The sequence below is a fragment of the Rhodopirellula sp. SH410 genome, assembly GCF_055811895.1.
The window spans coordinates 1073253-1090726 of sequence record NZ_CM147949.1; the positions used below are offsets into that span (position 1 = coordinate 1073253).

A 17474-nucleotide genomic window follows, 5' to 3' on the forward strand; every position below is an offset into this window, starting at 1 on the left:
CGCAGCGTCAATGGATAGCCTTTTTGGAAGATCCTGAGCCAAGGGCACCCGCATCGGGTGTCCTGGTGGTATTCGGATAGGCTCGCAAACCGTACAACTCAAACTCTTATATTCATTCAGTCAAGGAAATAACCGACGTGTTTAAGAATTTTTGCCCGCAAGCACTTGGCATCAATGGACGCCAGAGCGAACTGATCGAATTGGCGTTGACCTATGCTTTCCGTGGCATGGATATCGACATGCATGACATGTTGCGTCGTTCACAGCGATCGTCGTTTGAAGAAGCGTCGAAATACCTGCGTGCTGCCGACATTCGTATCGGCACGTTCACGCTTGCAATCGATCTCGATGCCGACGACGATGCCTTCACCGCGGGCGTCGCCACACTGCATCCGCTCAGCGAAGTTGCTCAGCAACTCGAAGTCGATCGCGCCTTGATCCGTGTTCCGGCGGCGACCGATCGCCTGCCTTTCAATGAATTCTTTGACGTCCAACGTCAACGAATCAGCCAGATCGCCGACGTGCTCGGCGCACGTGACATCAAATTGGGTGTCGGTTTCCGAGCAGGCAAGGAACATCTCGAAAAGAAACAGTTCCCGTTTGTTTCCAAGGTCGAAACGTTTCGCGCTCTCGTCGATGCGATTCCTAACGTTGGCTACCTCATCGACACCTGGGACTGGGTCGTTGGTGAAGGCGGCATGGATCAGCTCAGCGAGATCCCTGGCGAGAAAATCGTCGCGGTGCGTTTGGGATCCATTCCGGAAGACGTTGACCCGAGCGAAGCGACCACGCACGACCGAATTCTGCCTGAAATGAACGGTCCCTTGGACCACGTGAAGGTGGTCAAGCACCTCGACGAAGGTCAGTTCGCCGGACCGCTCAGCCCGACCGCATCGACGATGCAGTACAAAGGCCAAACACGTGAATTCCTGGTCCAGAAAGCCCAGGAAGCGATCGATGGCATCTGCAAGGAAGCCGGTCTGACCGTGGCACCATTGCCCATGGAACTGATCGAAGACATTCCTTACGAACCCACGTCGATGATCTAATCGTGTGTTGATTTCATGAGCCGAGTCGCGTGAGCGACCGGGTGACTCGCGTTACCCGATGCCTTACAGCATTCGGCTCATCATTTCCGGTCGAACTTCGGCGAAATCAACAGGCTGCTAACGCCAAAACGGCCAATAGACCGAAAGGCATTCCCGAACCTGCTTAGACGGATCCTGCGTCCTGTGGTTCGGCACGGTGCGGCTCAAGACGTTATGTGAACGTACGCCCGGGGGAACGGGCTCAAGCTCTGTGTGGACGCTGGCTTGGGATCCCAGCGATAAAACGCTCGCTGGCATCCACCGGCGCTTTGATGTTGTTAAACTTGTGGATGATCTACGGCGTGAGACGCTCACGCTCTTCGATATCGATTCCACTGAGACCAACAGCATGAAAACCATCCCATCGTTAATGTGCCTCTGTTTCGCGGCGGCCGCCAGCCTGCCGACGCATTGCATCTCGACTGCAACGGCCGAGTCTCCACGGGAGATCGGCCACGTCGATACGATGCAGCCGGGGCTCGCTAAATTCTTCGCGTCCGACGCAAAAGCCGAGGTCATTGGCGAAGGTTTTACTTGGGTCGAAGGGCCTTTGTGGGTGCCGCCGGGAACGAAAGTCCAGGGCTGCGATAGCGAGTCCGGATGCTTGTTGTTTTCTGATATTCCTCGCAACACGATTTTTCGCTGGACACCGGGGCGCGGCGTCGACACATTCCTCACGCCGAGCGGGTATAGCGGCGAGGCGGACTACGGTCGCGAACCGGGGAGCAACGGACTCGCTCTCACTGAGGATGGCGAGTTGGCGATGTGCGAACATGGCGACCGCCGACTCTCCGTTGTCGGCCCCGATGGTACTAAGAAGACATTGGTAGACCGGTATGAAGGCAAGCGGCTCAATAGCCCGAACGATCTGGTTTTTGATCGAGACGGAAACGTGTATTTCACTGATCCGCCCTACGGTTTGCCAGGCGGTGAAAAGGACCCCCGCCGAGAACTGAAGCACTTTGGCGTTTATCGCTTGTCTGCTGCGGGTGAGCTCACTTTGCTGACCACGGAGTTGGTTCGTCCCAATGGCATTGGGCTTTCACCAGATCAGAAAACGCTTTATGTCGCCCAGAGCGATTCCGAACGCCCGGTCGTCGTCGCGTATCCGATCGAAGCGGACGGGAAGCTCGGCCCGCTGCGGGAGCTCGCCAATGCGAAACCGTTTCAGGAAGAGCTGCCGGGTGCCTTCGACGGCATGGCGGTTCACTCCAGCGGCACGTTGTTTTGCAGTGGCCCCGGTGGCGTCTACGTGATCACTCCCGACGGAGAATTGCTCGGCCGCCTCGTCACCGGTGGACGAGTCAGCAACTGCGCGTTCGATCAGGACGAAAAATGGTTGTATCTCACTGCCGATAAAGAGTTATGTCGAATCAAAATGCAGTAGCTCGCCAACCGGCGTTAGTTGATCGTTTCGGTCGTGTGCATCGAAGTCTGCGTATCAGTGTTACTGACCGCTGCAATTTGCGCTGCACCTACTGCATGCCCGAGCACACGCCCCAGTACCAGCCTCGCAGCGAGATTTTGACGTTCGAAGAGATCGTTCGCTTCGCTCAGATTGCCGTTTCGCTGGGCGTTCGTGATGTGCGTTTAACAGGCGGAGAACCGCTTGTCCGCGCTCAATTGCATCACCTTGTCGAGTCGCTCTGCAGCATCGAGGGTTTGGACAAAGTCGCGTTGACCACCAACGGCGTTTTGCTCGAAGATCAGCTTGCCGACCTGGTTGCTGCAGGGCTCCGCCATGTCAATGTCAGCTTGGACGCCTTGGATGAGGAGACCTTTCATATCGCGACGCGTCGCAGTGGATTGCAGCGGGTGCTCAGCGGCATCGACGCGGCGGTTGACGCCGGAATGAACGTGAAGGTGAACTCGATCGCAATGCGCGGGCTGACCGAGCATCAAATCATTGCGTTCGGTGAATTCACCAGACGAACGGGCATCCCAGTTCGTTTTATCGAGTTCATGCCGCTCGACAGTGACGGAAGCTGGGATACCTCGGCGGTGTTGTCGGGTGACGAGATTATTCAGATGTTTAGCAGTCTTGTGCGGCCACTCGTTGCCATCAAGCGTCGCGACTCGGCGCCGGCGACAGATTATCATTTTGATGATGGCCTCGGCACTGTGGGCGTCATCGCTTCGGTGACCAAGCCCTTCTGTGATACCTGTGACCGATTCCGCCTGACGGCCGATGGGCAGCTTCGCAACTGCTTGTTCGGCGAAGACTCCGGCGACGTCCGTGAGTTGATGCGGACCGGTGCAACCGACGACAGGATCATCGTGGCAATTCAGCATGCCGTCGCTACGAAGAAACGTGGTCATGGTACCGATGACCTCTCCTTCCTACGTCCATCACGCCCCATGCACGCGATCGGAGGTTAGCCATGCAGCCCTCACCGACAGGATCAAGCACGCCTGCAGGCGATCTACAGGTGCTGGTGTTTGGTCCCCAAGCGCACCGCGTGGGCACCGATCGACTGCATATTGCAGATGTCCAATTTCCGATGACGGCCAGCGAATTGATGACCAAGATCACCCATGCATACCCCGATCTTGCGGCCTCGATCGGAGTCAGCCGGATTGCGATCAATCATGAATTTGCCGCGCCGGATTGTCCGATTGCGTCTGGTGACGAAGTCGCGTTGGTTGGCTTGATCAGTGGAGGCTGATATGCAGGATGGCACCCATGCTCCTCTTGTGATGGTTCGGTTGACGGACGGGCCGATCGCCGCACCCGCCGAATTTGCCTCGTCATCTCGTGCAGCCGCGCTGGCTGGTGCGGTGGTGGTCTTCCAGGGTTGTGTGCGTGGTAGCGAGGTGGTCGAGAAGGCGTATGCGGAACCCATTCTCGGGTTGGAGTATCAGGTCTACGAACCGATGACCTCACGCGAACTGCGACGTCTTGCTCACAGCCATGCGCTCAAACATGGCGTCCTCGCGATGGATGTTGAGCATAGTTTCGGCTTCGTCGGCAACGGCGATTGCTCCTTCGTTCTGCAAGTTGCCGCGGCGCACCGCGGCGAAGCGATGGCCTGTGTCGACGAGTTCATTGACGAGATGAAACGCCATGTTCCCATTTGGAAAGTGCCTCGGAAATTCGCTGTTCACTAATCCAGCAGAACTCTGCTACGCTTCGGCCGAAGTGTCGATCTGCAAGTTCGATTATCGAAACACTACGGAGTCTCCACATGCCGCTGTCTCAAATGGTTCAATCGCACGCACAGGTCGTCTTTCGCTCCGCGAAAGCTACTGGGGTATGCTCCGTCAGGCTGCTCGTTCTCTGCGTTGCGATCGCGTTGCAACCCGGCATTGCCTCGGCTGATGACAATTCCACGGAGAGGCTTCCTGTCTGGTCGGTAGAGTCCAGTGCCGCCGCCGCTCAACTCGCCGAGCGTGTGGACGGGGAGTGGTTTTCGATTCAGCCTCCCAAAGGTTTTGAGCGGGCGGATTTGGGGGGCACCGAGGCGCTCGGTAAAGCTGGCATCAAGGTCGCTGTGTGGACCCAGGAAACCGACCTGGAAATCCCTCCCGCGATCACCGTCATGGAATTGCCGAAACCCAATTCAGACGTTCAGGGCGATCAAGCCTTTCTCAAAGGCATGCTCGATTCCCTGAAAGCGAGATGGTCCAGCGTAAAAGCGACGCCCATCGAGCATGGGCAATGGAATGGACGGCGGGCGTTGCGGTTTGGATTTTCCGCGACGACGAATTCCGGCGCTGCGATCGAGGGCGTCGTTATGGCGAACGTGGGTAACATTCCCACCTTTGTTGTCTCGGCCATGCACATCCAAGATGCCTCGGGCAATGAAGACTCCCTCGCCGCACTCACCCATGCCGTGATCTCCTGTCAAAAGAAGTAACGCGAGTGGGAATCGTCGTTGAAGGGTAGTCGCTGACCGCTCCGCCGGTCAGGAATTGGGATTGGCGGAGCGATTCACGACTCTATTTCCCGTCGCTCACACGCTCTTCTTGTGCAGCAGAATGGTTACTAACAAGGAAGAGTTCTGGACGGCCTCAACGGCGTGGAGTTCGCCGGCATTGAGGAACAGCAGTTCGCTCGGATGCAGCGTTTGCGTGCCACTGGGGGAAGTGAATTTGACTTCGCCTTCCAGGCACTGCACCGTGATTTCGCCCGGAGCCTTGTGCTCGGCAAGCGTCTTGCCAGCCGGCAAGACCAGTCGCAACGCTTCTACGTTTTCGGTTTTCAATAGCGTGTGAGTTTTGGTCTCGGGCAGCTTGTCGGCCAGCGGCCGGATATCAATGATTTGGCCGGCCTGAGCATGAGGGATCGCCATCGTTTTCTCCAGAGGGGTTAGTGGGCAGGTTCGGACGCTTGATGCGAAGTCGTTGACTCCGCCTCCAACGCAATTGCCCGCGGAAACAAAATGTAGTTTTCTTTGTGAAGATGGTGATGCGTGTCGGTTTCAAAAAGATGCAGCGACTCGAGCATCTCGCGATGGCTCGGACACGCGTCATCAGGCACGCGGTAGTCCATCGCTGCCTGCCGGATGTGTCGTAGGGTATCGCCGACATCCTGGTGATCGAACACCATCCTGCGAATGGTTTTTTTAAGCCCGTGAATGCGTTCACGGGCCAGCGTTCCTGACTGTTCAAGGTGACTGATGGCGGGGAACAAGACCTCCTCCTCCCGCGACGTCGATGCCAGCAAGTCACTTCGGAACGTAATGAAGTATTGTTGCACGTCGACCAATTCCGGATGGGCATCTCGCTGAGAGCTAATCACTTCGGCGATCAAATCGGTTAATCGAGACAGTTCCCTTTTCAGCAGCGCGTGATGCGTCTGCTCAATATGGCGGCACAGGTCAGTCAAGGGTGCATGCAGCCAGTCGTCTACGGTCTCGTCATGGATTCCCGCAATGACGCGTCGCAGCCGCGAGTGGACGAGCAATGTCTCCAACCCATTTTTCCAGCACGCTTCTTCGACCGATTGATCGCCCTGACAGCAATAATTGATTTGGAACGCTTCAAATACGTCGGCGGTTTGGGGGTGTTCGGCAACCCATTGTCCGATGCTACTACTCAGGTTGACTTCAGACATGACTGATCTCCTCTGAAATGATTCGCTGGCGACTTCCCGGATTCAGTGCTAAATGTTCACCGTGATGTATAGTATGTGCGGTCAGCGGAGGGAGGGCAAGAGATCGTCTGTCGAGTGCTGCGGTGAAGGGAGCGAGTTGATACCGGCTCACTGGCACGGCGAATGATGGGGTTTTGAGCTGAGCACCCGTGAGCAACTTGATCAGGCCGAAGGGGTGATGGCAGCCTGCAATCGCTCCAGTACTGCCGTGGGGCTGAGGCCGTGTTGATGGCAAACGTACGCCAGCGATTTGCCGGCGCAGCTGATGTCGAGGCCCAATTCGCCAAACACCACGGTTGTTTCGGGGTGTTCGATGATCCAGTCGGGGATGCTGGTGTCGAGATCGCATTGCATAGGATCAGGCTCAATCGGTAGAGAAAAGTCGATCGACGACGGCATGCACGTTTTCGCGAAAGTTGTTGAGGGTTGCATCATCGAGCAATTCCGAGCGATCGCTCTTGATGATTGCGGCGGCGAGCGGTTTGTGTTTTTTCCAGTCCTCGAGGGTGAAGCTGCGAATGTCAACATAGACATCCGACAGATCACTCGTCACCTTCGAAACCAAGAACACGCCATTGCGGCCTCGGACGAGGTGAAAGTGCATCGCGGTGTACACTAGAACCACGCCTAGAATGAAGCCCAGCAGGAATTTCAACATCGCACATTCCTTCGTGAACGGATTGAGCAGGCTTGCTTATGACGAGTGCTTGAGACGAGTGGGCATCGCTCCGCGTCCGCCAACCCGTCACGGCCCGCTCGCCAACGAGGATTCACCAATTTACTTGCGGGCAGGTGTTCACAGTTTTGCGGCCGCGGCGTTATCGATGTAAAAGCAAACGTCGTCGCCATCGACATGGGATACCGGGTAGTCGGCAAACGACCCCTGTCTGCCGATCACCTCTGCCAGCACCTCTGCTTTGCCGGCGCCGCTGACGAGCACGGAAACTTTTTTAGCGGCGTTGAGCACACGTCCCGTCAGCGTGATGCGTTGCTGTCCCGATTGCGGATGCGTGGCGACTTCGCAGACGCGATCGGAATTCAAAAACTCGCTCTGATGGGGAAAGATCGACGCGGTGTGTCCGTCGTCCCCCATGCCGAGAATGATCAGATCGAATCGCGGATTTCCATCCCCATCGGTTGGAACGATCTGCTGGATCTCTTGCTCGTAGCGACTGCACTCCTGCGCGGCAGGTGCTTCGCCCCGAACGCGGTGAATGTTTTCGCTTGGGATCGCGATTCGATCGAACAGCAACTCCTTGGCAACGCCATAATTGCTCTCGGAATCCTCTGGCGGCACGCATCGTTCATCGCCCCAGAAAAACTGAATGCGTGACCAGTCAATTTTGCCTGCGTACTGGTCGGCCCACAGCTCGAAGAGCCTTTTGGGGGTGCTGCCGCCGGAGAGTGCCACGGTGATGGGATCGGTCGGTTGAGCATCCACCCAAGCTGCGAAGTCGGCGGCAAATGCCTCAGCAAGTGACGCTGGATCGGCAAGGATTTTAGTTGAAACGGCCATTTTGGTTTGTCAGAGCGATGAAAAAGAGCGGTTGAGTCCACATCCCGAATAGGGGCCAAGTATAGCGGAGTGTTCGCAAAATCGGTACGCGTGTACGTCGGGAACGCGGGGGCCCGTCATCGGCCCCGCATGAGGTTCGCGAAAGGCCGCCGGCTGCAGCGGCCTGATCTCATTGCCCAAAACGTTTTCGGTGATTCATGCCCAGGGGCCAAACAAGGTCGCTCAACCGCGATTCTTTGTCTGTGGGCTATTCGCGTTTTTGCGAGAACAACCACGCGTAGGTTTCGTCGTCGGCGTAGGTTTGCGTCCAGCAATCGTGCCCGACGCCCGCCCGTTCGGTGTAGCGGATTTCGCCAGGGTGTCCGCCGTTGACCAAGGCCGCGATCATGGCTCGGCTGCGGACGACGGGGACGGCGGTGTCCGCGTCTCCGTGGACGGCCCATACACTGACCGGGTCGTAACGATCGGCCCAACTCGAATCGCCGCCGCCGCAGATCGCGATCATGGCGCTAAAGCCGCTGGTGGGAGCGCGGCCTGAGGCCGGGGCTGAGTCCGCCGCTTCGCGGCTCGCCAGTGTGCGGTATTCCGCGGCCGCATACCAGCTTCCGTAGCCGCCCATGGAAAGGCCGGTAACGTACAATCGAGATGGGTCGACATCGCCGCCGGCAATGAGCTCGTCGAGCAGCTCAAAGACCAGTTTCATGGTCGGGGATGGTGTGGACATGAATGTGCCCTCACCCTCGGATTGGGACCAATCGGCATCGACCCATTTCATGTCCCGAGGACACTGGGGGGCGATGATGATCGCTGGGAACTGCTTGTCACGGCCCTTGGCAAGGAACTCGGTCGCGCCGTGCTTCAGCTGGGCTTCGTTGTCATCGCCACGTTCACCTGCGCCATGCAGGAATAAAACCAGCGGTAGCATGGCTTCGTCATCGGCGGCTTCGGGGACATAGATACGGTACTTCAGTTCCTCACCGCCCGAACTGACGTAAGTTTCTTTATCGAATTTAGCATCCATGTTAGTGGGTTCTTCTGCGATCGTTTGAGTCGTCACCAAGAGCGAAGCAGTCGCGGTCAGGAGTGAACAGGCGAGAAGACGATTCAGAGTCATGGTGAGCCGTATGTGTGAGAGTTGCGAGCGGTTGCCGGGCGATCGAACGTGCTCGGCAGCAACGCATTATAGCCGCGACGGCTGGGCCGCGTATTTACCGAACCGCCTTTTTCGACACGGTCCTGTCGCGGTACGGCGAGGCTTGGCTTACGAGGTCTTTCGATAGATGATTCGCACGTCGTTGTCGAATCGGTCGAGTTGCCAAAGCTTGAGAGATGTTGATCGCTGTAGCTCCGAAAACCCGGGATCGCCGACGGGACCGGGTGCCGACTGGCCACCGATCAGTTTGGCACCAAGGTAGACGTGGGCTTCGTCGATCTGGTTGGCTGCGGCGAAACTGCCCAGTAGTCTGCTGCCGCCCTCAATCATCACGTTCGTCAGTGGCACGCCGCCGGGATTGTCGCTCCCGCCGAGTCGCTGCAGCGCCTCATCGATCATCCCCACCGGATCAGCGTTCTCGCAGCGGAGGACCTTCACGCCAAAACCGTGCAGTGGATCGAGGTCCACGTCCCGCACCTGCGGGCCCGCGATCAGCCACAAAGGCGTCTCTGCTGCCGTTTGCACGAGCTGTCTATCGAGCGAGGGCACTCGCGTTTGCGCGAAGACGATGCGATGGAGTGTGCGTGGACCGCTCGGGCGAGCGGTCAACAGCGGGTCGTCAGCGATGACGGTGCCCATCCCGACAGCAATCCCATCGACGCGACCGCGCAGAGCATGGACTTCGCGGCGGGCCGCTTCGCCCGTGATCCACTGGCTCTGTCCGGTGGCCGTCGCGATCCGTCCGTCGATACTCATCGCCCACTTCGCAATCACCCAGGGGCGACCGGTTCGCAAGCGTTTCAGGTACGCGGCGAGCTGGTCAGTCGCTGCATCCGCAGCCACGCCGGTGACGACGCCAATCCCCGCACCACGCAGACGCTCGACACCGCCGCCGGCAACTTGATCGAAGGGGTCGACCACGGCGATCACGACACGGGCAATCCCGGCAGCGATCAGGGCGTCGGCGCATGGCGGGGTCTTGCCGTGATGGCAGCAGGGTTCGAGGGTGACGAAGGCGGTCGCACCGCGCGCATCGTGTCCCTGCCTCACGCAGTCCGATAACGCGTTGACTTCCGCATGCGCTTCACCGAATTTCTCATGGTAGCCGCGACCAATGATTTGGCCCTCTCGGACGAGCACGCAGCCGACCATGGGATTGGGTTCGACCCGGCCGAGACCGCCCCAAGCCAATTCAATCGCCTCGGTCATGTAGGTTTCGTCAGGCGATGGAGTGGTCATGATCGGTGTGGGGTGAGTGGCCAACGCAAGGAGGCTTCGGCATGCGGTAGCTGGGGATTATTGTCCCGAGCGAGCAAATGATCGCGCTTCTCGGGCGAAGGAAATTCGGACAGGACAGGGGGCCCATCCTACATTTTGAAAAGGCTTCACCGCGTTGGCTGGTGGGGCGATAGCGATTACGCGTCTTTGCTCCACGGTTCCGCTGGTCTGGCAACGAGTGGCTACGCCGCTTCGGCCTCGGCGTTAACGTTCAGGCGATTGTAGAGTGTTTTTAGGCTGACCCCGAGTTCCTCCGCCACTGCTTTTTTATTCCCATCGTGCCGCTTCATGCTGCGGTCGATCGCGAGTTGCTCGAGTTCCTTCAGCGACATGGGGGCTGTCCCGACCAGATCATCGCGGAGTTTTCGGTGCGAAAACTGAGCGGGTAGATGCTCCACACCAATCGGTAACGCATCACACAGTACCGAGGCGTGTTCAATCACATTGGCGAGCTCGCGGACGTTGCCCGGCCACTGGTGGGCTTGCAGTTCGGCGATCGCTTCGGGTGTGAATAGTTGTTCATCAGCACCGTCGCGGCGATGCCGCCGCAGCAGGTGTGACGCTAGCGTGACGAGGTCTTCGATCCGCTGGCGTAGGGGGGGCACCTGCAGTTCGAAGGTATTGATGCGAAACATCAGGTCTTCGCGGAACGTTTGTTCGCTGACCATCTTGTCCAGGTCGCGGTGAGTGGCGCAGACAATTCGCACATCGACATGCAGGCTCTCGTTGTCGCCGAGTCGGCGGATGTCGCCCGTTTCGAGCACACGCAGTAACTTGGCTTGGACCGCGAGTGGCAGTTCCCCGATTTCATCGAGGAACAGGGTTCCGCCATTGGCGACTTCAAATAGTCCCACGCGTGTCGTGTCAGCGCCGGTGAACGCGCCTTTGATGTGGCCGAACAGTTCGCTTTCGATCAGGTTTTCCGGCAGGGCACCGCAGTTGACCGCGACAAAGGGTTTTTCGGCGCGTAGGCTCTGGCTATGGATCGCGCGAGCAACCAGTTCCTTCCCACAACCGGTCTCGCCCCGGATCAGCACGGTGGAGTCGGTCGGGGCGACCCGTGTAATTAACTTGCGGACGGATTCCATGGAGGAGTGGCCGCCGATCAAGTCGCTCTGTCCTTCGGCCCGTTGCAGTCGGTGCATGAGTGCCGAGAGCAACCGTTTGCCCTCGCGTCGTTCGCTGACGCGTCCGAGCAGGGTGGCGATATCGGCGAGTCGAGTCGGTTTCGTGAGGTAGTCGAACGTGCCGTGCTTGATCGCGTCGATTGCCGTTTCGGTCGAGGGGTTGGCGGTCATGATGATCGCCTCGATCTCGGGGCGAATCTCACGCGCCTGTGCGATCACTTCGATGCCGTTGAACCCCGGCATGTTCAGATCGACGAGTAGGCAATCAATGCGTTCGCGTTTGATCGTTTCCACAGCGGTCACGCCATCCGGGCAAACGGTCACACGGTACCCCATCCGCGGCAGTTCTTTCCGCATCAATTCTTGGAGTGGCTTCTCGTCGTCGGCGAACAGGATGTGCATTCTTGACTGTGCCTTCTCAGCGGCAGCGGCACTTTCTTTGGCGGTCGGTTTTCGCTTGTCAGTCATGGGATGATAAGAGGGGTTTGAGATGGGGAGCTACGCTCACCAGAGCGAGGGTTTTGATTTTGGCTGTGACGGTCGCCACCGTCTGACGACCGTGGCGACATCATTTGATTGCTGGCTTTTTCTGGGCGGTCACCCCAAACGGTTGGTCGCTGCCGCTCGGCAAGTTTGCATGTCGATCGTCTAGGCGGCTTGGGGTTCGGCATCTTGCCAGTGCCTCACCGCATCATGGTTTTGTTGGGATGCGCGATCACGACCGATGGTGTTGCGGATCGGCAGCCGCAACTCGACTTCCGACCCGAGTCCCTCGCCTTTGCTGCGTGGGATCAGTTGCCCACCGTGTTGGGATACGATGCGGTAGGAGATGCTCAACCCCAGCCCGGTGCCACTGCCGTCGCGGCGACGCGTGTAGAACGGTTCGAACAAGTGCTGCATGACCTCGGCAGTCATCCCACAGCCGCTGTCGCGAACTCGGATGCTGGCAAAGTCGCCGTCGTTGCGGAGGATGATGTCGACACGTCCCTCGCCATCGACACTTTCCATTGCGTTGGTAGCCAGGTTCAGGATGACTTGGCGAATTTCCTGTGAGTTTGCATAGGCGGCGACGGGTTCGACAGCATCGACGTGAATCTGTTTGCATTTGTATTGGCCGAGCGTGCCGATCATCTCGACGACGTCGTGGACCAGCGGATTCACGTCGACGCTCTCTCGCTCGACATGTCCCACGCGGCTGAAGCTCAGCATGCGTTCGGTGATCGACTTACACCGATACGCTTCGCCTTGGATCCGTTGCAGGTTTTCCTGGAGCGTCTCCATCAGTTCCTCGTCCACGATCCGCTCCTGGTCGGGGAGCATGATCAGGTCGGTAACCCGGGATTCGAGAGATTCGGCGCTCCACGCAATCGCGGCCATGGGGTTGTTGATTTCGTGAGCGAAGCCGGCCGCGAGAAAACCGATGCCCGCGAGTTGTTCGTTGCGAATGACCTCGCGAGATCGGATTTTGACCTCCTCGTCTTTCTCGCGGCAGATTTTCTGAATGTGCAGGAGGCTGTTTTGAAACCGAGCGGTCACCTCGTTGAGAATCTCGCCGAGTTCGCCAATCTCATCATCGCTGCCCATTTCGATGCGGTGACGGTATTCTCCGCGGGCGACCAAGCGGGCTCCCATCACGAGATTGCTGAACGGCCCGATCACCATCATTTGAAAGTACCAAACCATCGCCAATGTGATCAAAGCGGCAAAGCCCAGAGCGATCCAGGCGCCCGCAATCCCGGCCCGGTGTTGCAGTTTGACGTGATTGCTGAAACTCGCCATTTGGCTGTGGATCAGCGCCAGGTGATCCTGCGTTTCGGTGACGAGTTCATCGAGTTTTGCCGACAGGTCGTTGCAGCCCTCCTGGGTATAGACGACAAGCGACCGTGGATCCTGCCGCATGCGGTTCACTTGCTGAATCGTGCATGCAATCTCCACCACCGACGCACGCTGTACTTGGGTGTCGATGAGCGTGGCGGCGAGGTCGCCTGTTCCGATCGGAACTGTCTGCTCGGGCGTCTGGCGTTTGTCCAGCGGACCGTCCAGCCCGATGGCATCGGCATAGCGATCGAGCGCCATCGTCAGCTCGAACAGGACGTGGTCAAAATGTGCTCGTTCGAGTTGCAGCTTGCTTTCGGCGAACATGGAGGACTCCGAGGACCCAAAAGAGTCGATCATGCCCTCGTGTGACTTCATCAAACAAATTCGTGTATTGCTATCACGAGCCGCCGTCGCCCACTCGATCAAGTCCGTCGCCATCGGCAGTTCTCTGGCACGCGTGCTGATCGCGTCGGCAAGAGCCCGGTATCGATAGAAGCCGACCAGCCCGACGAGCGTCAGCGACACGATCGTGAGCGTTAGCGTGATGACGCCAAAGAGTAATTTTGATCGGATCGAATGGCGTTGCAGTAAACCGGTGACGGGTGTGCCCCGCTTCCAAATCCCGGAATCGGAGGCCCCGCGGCTGTCGGGGCAATCGAGGTCGACGGTACCGTTTTCGAAGGACTCCCACTCGCTCAGTCGTGAAGTCTGGGAACGGGTGAAGTCCGCGTTAGGCCCTCCGGGAGCGGCGTTCGGAACCGCTGTCGCCTGTTCGTCAGGACTCGCAACCGAGCGTCCAAATCGAAATGCCCAGGCTTTTTTCCTGGAGTCATCCTTGAAAAAAAGGCGTTTCAGGGAACGCCCAAAATCTCGGGAATTGCGCATCGGTCGGCCTCCCAGGCCCATGACTCGCGTGAAACATCCATGTAACGGCTCGAGGAGCGTATCGGGGAGTGGATGCGATATCAAGATCGAAATGGTGCCGAAAAAGGGTGGTTCGATCAGGGGAAATGGCTGAAATACACGCATTTTGACGCTGAAACCTCGCCACACGATTGACCAAATCGCATTCTGCAAATACCCTTTCCCGCTCATTGACGGTACTAAACCAATCGCGATTGGCGCGCCCCGAGGCGGCCAGATGCTTCTGATCTGATGGTTTGGGCCGGTTTGGATCCAAAAACCCCCATAGGGACAGTTAGCGACGATGGCAAAGAAATCTGACGCAGCCAAAATGGTTTATTACTTCGGCAAAAAGAAAACCGAAGGCAAGGGTCACCCCAAAGCCCTCCTGGGCGGCAAAGGACTCAATCTCGCTGAAATGACCTCCATCGGGCTGCCTGTGCCTCCCGGATTCACAATCACCACCGAAGTCTGTGGTGACTACTACACCCACGGCAAGCAATTGCCCACCGGCTTGATGGACGAAGTCAATGCGGCGGTCGCAGAACTCGAAGACGAGCTCGGCAAGAAGTTCGGCGACAATGACAACCCGCTGCTCGTCAGCGTGCGTAGCGGTGCTGCCGTTTCGATGCCGGGCATGATGAATACGATTCTCAACCTCGGACTCAACGATACCGCCACCGAAGGGCTGGCGAAGGCCACCAAGAACGAACGGTTTGCTTTCGACGCGTATCGTCGCCTGATCAACATGTACGGCGACGTGGTGATGGGATTGTCCCACCACAGTTTTGAAGAAGCCTTCGACAAGGTCAAGAAAAAATACAAGGTCACCGAGGACACCGACGTCCCCGCCGAAGGTCTGCGGGAACTTTGTGACGCCTACAAGGCCGTCTACAAGAAGCAAGCCGGCGAAGATTTCCCACAAGATCCGATCAAACAACTCCAATTGGCCATCGAGGCTGTGTTCGGATCCTGGAACGCCGACCGCGCGATTTCCTATCGCCGGATCGAAGCCGCCAAGGGCAACACACTGATCGCCAACCTGATCGGTACCGCCGTGAACGTGCAAGCGATGGTGTACGGCAACATGGGTGACGACTCGGGAACCGGTGTGGGCTTCACCCGTGACCCGAACACCGGTCAAAACAAGTTTTACGGTGAATTCCTGATCAACGCCCAAGGCGAAGACGTTGTCGCCGGGATCCGCACCCCACAACCCGTTGCCGAAATGGGCAAGTGGGATAAAGCGGCTCACAAGGAATTGATGGAGATCAAGAAGAAGCTCGAAGATCACTACCAGGAAATGCAGGACATCGAGTTCACCATCGAGAAGGGCAAGCTGTTCATGCTGCAAACCCGGACCGGTAAACGCAACGGCATCGCCGCCGTCAAGATCGCCTGCGATATGGTCAAGGAAGGCTTGATCACCGAAAAGGAAGCGGTCATGCGAGTGCCCGCCTCGGACCTGACACACTGCCTGTTGCCGTCCTTCAAGCCCACTGCTCGCAACGCTGCCGACCTGCTCTGCCGCGGTCTCAACGCTTCGCCAGGTGCTGCCGTTGGGAAACTCGCCTTCACCGCTCAAGAAGCTCGTGAGCGTCACGAAGCCGGCGAAAAGGTGATTCTCGTCCGTCGCGAAACCAGCCCGGAAGACGTCGAGGGTATGTCCGCCGCCGACGGGATTCTCACCAGTACCGGTGGTGCGACCAGCCACGCGGCTGTTGTTGCTCGCGGTTGGGGTAAGTGTTGTGTCGCCGGTGCCAGCGACGTTTCGATCAACGAAAAGGCCAAGAAGATCACGGTGGTCAACGCCGAAGGCCAATCCCGTACTTTCGGTGCCAAGGACACGATCAGCCTCGATGGTGCGACCGGTGACGTCATGGCCGGTGAAGTGGAAACGCAAGAACCGAAGCTCTCCGGTGACTTTGCCCAGTTGATGGAGTGGGCGGACAAGTATCGCACGCTGAAGATTCGCACCAATGCGGATTCTCCTGCGGACAGCAAACGCGCCCGCGACTTCGGTGCCGAAGGCATCGGCCTGTGCCGCACCGAGCACATGTTCTTCGAAGCGGATCGTATCATCCACATGCGTTCGATGATTCTCGCCCACACGGAAGACGATCGTCGCGCTGCCTTGAAGAAGTTGCTGCCGTTCCAACGCAAGGATTTCGAAGGCATTTTCAAAGCCATGGCGAGCTTGCCCGTCACCGTTCGCTTGCTCGATCCGCCACTGCACGAGTTCCTGCCTCACGAGGCGGCGAGCCAAAAGCAAATGGCAGAAGAACTCGGCGTCAAGCCAGCCGAAATCAAGAAACGCAGTGACGTGCTGCACGAATCCAACCCGATGCTCGGTCACCGCGGTTGCCGGCTCAGCATCACCTATCCCGAAATTCTCGAGATGCAGGTGCAAGCGATCGTCGAAGCCGCGATCAATTGTTCGAAAAAGAATATCGACGCTCAAGTCGAAATCATGATCCCATTGGTCGGCACCGCTGCCGAACTTCGCATCCTGCGTGAGCAGGTCGAGATGACGATCGAAAAGACCAAGACCGCCAAGAAGTTCGAAGGCGAACTGCATATCTTGATCGGTACCATGATCGAGATCCCACGGGCCTGCTTGACCGCCGATGAAGTCGCTGAGTATGCAGACTTCTTCAGCTTCGGTACCAATGACTTGACGCAAATGACGTTTGGTTACAGCCGCGACGATATCGGCGGATTCCTGCCCGACTATCTCAATTCCAAGATCCTGCCCGTCGACCCGTTCCAATCGCTTGATCAAGCAGGCGTGGGACAACTCGTCGAAATGGGCGTCACCAAGGGTCGCAGCGAGAAAACCAAGCTGAAGATCGGTATCTGTGGCGAGCACGGTGGCGATCCTGCATCGATTGGATTCTGCAATAAAGTCGGATTGGACTACGTCTCGTGCAGCCCATTCCGCGTGCCAATCGCTCGGTTGGCCGCCGCCCAAGCTGCCCTTGAGCAACAGAAATAGTCGCTAAACGACGATAGATCAAAGCCTGGGGTGTGAGCCCCAGGCTTCGTTCGTAGGATGGGACCCTTGCTCCCGTCCGAGATCGATGTGCTCGCTCGGGACAATGGTCCCAAGCTACGGATACTTGCCCGAACCACTCTCAAAGCCCCGAACCATGTCAGATATTCACGCCAAGTACAGCGAAGTTGAAAAGCTGATCGACGCCGAAAAGTACGACGAAGCGATCCCGGCGCTTGAGGCGATTGCGGCCGAAGACGACACGTTCGTGCTGGCACACCTCGCCCTATCACGGGCGTACACGAAGACCGAACAGCACGATCTGGCGATTCAGCACGGCGAACGCGTCTGCGAACTCGAGCCCGAAGATGCTTTCAACTTCACCGCCATGAGCGTCACCTACCAACGCGCGTGGGCGGGGACGCAGAACCAGGACTACATTCGCAAAGCCGAAGACGCGATGGCACGTGCCCAGCAGCTCAACGCCCGCTAACGGGCTGTTGA

The 17474-nt window shown here is 58.0% G+C and carries 18 protein-coding genes; 9 read left to right on the forward strand and 9 right to left on the reverse strand.

Going from position 1 to position 17474, the window contains the following annotated elements:
- The first annotated feature begins 137 nt into the window (after window positions 1–137).
- The 6 genes from SH410x_RS04255 (at window position 138) to SH410x_RS04280 (ending at window position 4945) form a co-directional block, all read left to right on the forward strand.
- Window positions 138–1049, forward strand: a complete 912-nt coding sequence (locus SH410x_RS04255; protein ID WP_473674927.1) for a TIM barrel protein — start codon at window positions 138–140, stop codon at window positions 1047–1049.
- A 388-nt stretch (window positions 1050–1437) separates the two neighbouring features.
- Complete coding sequence (locus SH410x_RS04260) at window positions 1438–2475, forward strand: SMP-30/gluconolactonase/LRE family protein (protein ID WP_473674929.1); 1038 nt, start codon at window positions 1438–1440, stop codon at window positions 2473–2475.
- On the forward strand, window positions 2454–3467 hold the full coding sequence (gene moaA, locus SH410x_RS04265; RefSeq protein WP_473674931.1) for a GTP 3',8-cyclase MoaA: 1014 nt from the start codon (window positions 2454–2456) through the stop codon (window positions 3465–3467). The genes SH410x_RS04260 and moaA overlap by 22 nt, the downstream gene beginning before the upstream one ends.
- Window positions 3468–3469: 2 nt before the next feature.
- On the forward strand, window positions 3470–3754 hold the full coding sequence (locus SH410x_RS04270; RefSeq protein ID WP_473674933.1) for a MoaD/ThiS family protein: 285 nt from the start codon (window positions 3470–3472) through the stop codon (window positions 3752–3754).
- Window position 3755: 1 nt separating this feature from the next.
- Window positions 3756–4196 carry a molybdenum cofactor biosynthesis protein MoaE gene (locus SH410x_RS04275; protein ID WP_473674935.1) on the forward strand — a complete coding sequence of 147 codons (441 nt, stop codon included), beginning with the start codon at window positions 3756–3758 and terminating at the stop codon, window positions 4194–4196.
- A gap of 77 nt (window positions 4197–4273) precedes the next feature.
- Entirely contained in the window at window positions 4274–4945 is a 672-nt protein-coding gene (locus SH410x_RS04280; RefSeq protein ID WP_473674937.1) for a hypothetical protein, read from the forward strand.
- Window positions 4946–5041: 96 nt separating this feature from the next.
- Here the strand turns inward: SH410x_RS04280 and SH410x_RS04285 are convergent, their stop codons facing one another.
- The 8 genes from SH410x_RS04285 to SH410x_RS04320 form a co-directional block, all read right to left on the reverse strand.
- Window positions 5042–5380 (reverse strand): cupin domain-containing protein, encoded by a 339-nt coding sequence (locus tag SH410x_RS04285; RefSeq protein WP_473674939.1) that lies wholly within the window; start codon window positions 5378–5380, stop codon window positions 5042–5044.
- 17 nt (window positions 5381–5397) lie between these two features.
- Window positions 5398–6144, reverse strand: a complete 747-nt coding sequence (locus tag SH410x_RS04290) for a DUF542 domain-containing protein (RefSeq protein WP_473674941.1) — start codon at window positions 6142–6144, stop codon at window positions 5398–5400.
- 201 nt (window positions 6145–6345) lie between these two features.
- Window positions 6346–6537: a DUF542 domain-containing protein gene (locus SH410x_RS04295; protein WP_473674943.1), complete on the reverse strand. Its 192-nt coding sequence runs from the start codon at window positions 6535–6537 to the stop codon at window positions 6346–6348.
- 10 nt (window positions 6538–6547) lie between these two features.
- The gene (locus SH410x_RS04300; protein WP_473674945.1) at window positions 6548–6841 is read right to left on the reverse strand and encodes a hypothetical protein; all 294 of its coding nucleotides are present in this window, start codon (window positions 6839–6841) and stop codon (window positions 6548–6550) included.
- Between the two features lie 138 nt (window positions 6842–6979).
- Window positions 6980–7699: a 6-phosphogluconolactonase gene (gene pgl, locus SH410x_RS04305; protein ID WP_473674947.1), complete on the reverse strand. Its 720-nt coding sequence runs from the start codon at window positions 7697–7699 to the stop codon at window positions 6980–6982.
- 247 nt (window positions 7700–7946) lie between these two features.
- A complete protein-coding gene (locus tag SH410x_RS04310) occupies window positions 7947–8813 on the reverse strand; it encodes a carboxylesterase family protein (RefSeq protein ID WP_473674949.1) in 867 nt (288 codons plus the stop codon).
- 147 nt (window positions 8814–8960) lie between these two features.
- Window positions 8961–10091: a bifunctional diaminohydroxyphosphoribosylaminopyrimidine deaminase/5-amino-6-(5-phosphoribosylamino)uracil reductase RibD gene (gene ribD / locus SH410x_RS04315; protein ID WP_473674951.1), complete on the reverse strand. Its 1131-nt coding sequence runs from the start codon at window positions 10089–10091 to the stop codon at window positions 8961–8963.
- Between the two features lie 221 nt (window positions 10092–10312).
- On the reverse strand, window positions 10313–11659 hold the full coding sequence (locus SH410x_RS04320; RefSeq protein ID WP_473677239.1) for a sigma-54-dependent transcriptional regulator: 1347 nt from the start codon (window positions 11657–11659) through the stop codon (window positions 10313–10315).
- 88 nt (window positions 11660–11747) lie between these two features.
- Between SH410x_RS04320 and SH410x_RS04325 the strand changes: the two genes are divergently transcribed.
- Window positions 11748–11909 carry a hypothetical protein gene (locus SH410x_RS04325; protein ID WP_473674953.1) on the forward strand — a complete coding sequence of 54 codons (162 nt, stop codon included), beginning with the start codon at window positions 11748–11750 and terminating at the stop codon, window positions 11907–11909.
- On the opposite strand, the gene SH410x_RS04330 is transcribed toward SH410x_RS04325, so the two are convergent.
- The gene (locus SH410x_RS04330) at window positions 11906–13960 is read right to left on the reverse strand and encodes a sensor histidine kinase (protein WP_473674954.1); all 2055 of its coding nucleotides are present in this window, start codon (window positions 13958–13960) and stop codon (window positions 11906–11908) included. The two genes, SH410x_RS04325 and SH410x_RS04330, sit on opposite strands and share 4 nt — an antisense overlap.
- A 322-nt stretch (window positions 13961–14282) precedes the next feature.
- On the opposite strand from SH410x_RS04330, the gene ppdK reads away from it, so the two are divergent.
- Both ppdK and SH410x_RS04340 read left to right on the forward strand, forming a co-directional pair.
- Complete coding sequence (ppdK, locus tag SH410x_RS04335) at window positions 14283–16973, forward strand: pyruvate, phosphate dikinase (RefSeq protein WP_473674956.1); 2691 nt, start codon at window positions 14283–14285, stop codon at window positions 16971–16973.
- A gap of 154 nt (window positions 16974–17127) precedes the next feature.
- A complete protein-coding gene (locus SH410x_RS04340; protein WP_473674958.1) occupies window positions 17128–17463 on the forward strand; it encodes a tetratricopeptide repeat protein in 336 nt (111 codons plus the stop codon).
- Window positions 17464–17474: the final 11 nt, after the last annotated feature.

Coding starts and splice junctions, on each gene's coding strand:
- SH410x_RS04340 (WP_473674958.1), top strand. CDS start 17,128: ATGTCAGATATTCACGCCAAGTACAGCGAAGTTGAAAAGCTGATCGAC.
- SH410x_RS04280 (WP_473674937.1), top strand. CDS start 4,274: ATGCCGCTGTCTCAAATGGTTCAATCGCACGCACAGGTCGTCTTTCGC.
- moaA (WP_473674931.1), top strand. CDS start 2,454: ATGTCGAATCAAAATGCAGTAGCTCGCCAACCGGCGTTAGTTGATCGT.
- SH410x_RS04285 (WP_473674939.1), bottom strand. CDS start 5,380: ATGGCGATCCCTCATGCTCAGGCCGGCCAAATCATTGATATCCGGCCG.
- SH410x_RS04320 (WP_473677239.1), bottom strand. CDS start 11,659: ATGCACATCCTGTTCGCCGACGACGAGAAGCCACTCCAAGAATTGATG.
- SH410x_RS04310 (WP_473674949.1), bottom strand. CDS start 8,813: ATGACTCTGAATCGTCTTCTCGCCTGTTCACTCCTGACCGCGACTGCT.
- SH410x_RS04295 (WP_473674943.1), bottom strand. CDS start 6,537: ATGCAATGCGATCTCGACACCAGCATCCCCGACTGGATCATCGAACAC.
- SH410x_RS04290 (WP_473674941.1), bottom strand. CDS start 6,144: ATGTCTGAAGTCAACCTGAGTAGTAGCATCGGACAATGGGTTGCCGAA.
- SH410x_RS04330 (WP_473674954.1), bottom strand. CDS start 13,960: ATGCGCAATTCCCGAGATTTTGGGCGTTCCCTGAAACGCCTTTTTTTC.
- ppdK (WP_473674956.1), top strand. CDS start 14,283: ATGGCAAAGAAATCTGACGCAGCCAAAATGGTTTATTACTTCGGCAAA.
- pgl (WP_473674947.1), bottom strand. CDS start 7,699: ATGGCCGTTTCAACTAAAATCCTTGCCGATCCAGCGTCACTTGCTGAG.
- SH410x_RS04260 (WP_473674929.1), top strand. CDS start 1,438: ATGAAAACCATCCCATCGTTAATGTGCCTCTGTTTCGCGGCGGCCGCC.
- SH410x_RS04300 (WP_473674945.1), bottom strand. CDS start 6,841: ATGTTGAAATTCCTGCTGGGCTTCATTCTAGGCGTGGTTCTAGTGTAC.
- ribD (WP_473674951.1), bottom strand. CDS start 10,091: ATGACCACTCCATCGCCTGACGAAACCTACATGACCGAGGCGATTGAA.
- SH410x_RS04325 (WP_473674953.1), top strand. CDS start 11,748: ATGGGGAGCTACGCTCACCAGAGCGAGGGTTTTGATTTTGGCTGTGAC.
- SH410x_RS04270 (WP_473674933.1), top strand. CDS start 3,470: ATGCAGCCCTCACCGACAGGATCAAGCACGCCTGCAGGCGATCTACAG.
- SH410x_RS04275 (WP_473674935.1), top strand. CDS start 3,756: ATGCAGGATGGCACCCATGCTCCTCTTGTGATGGTTCGGTTGACGGAC.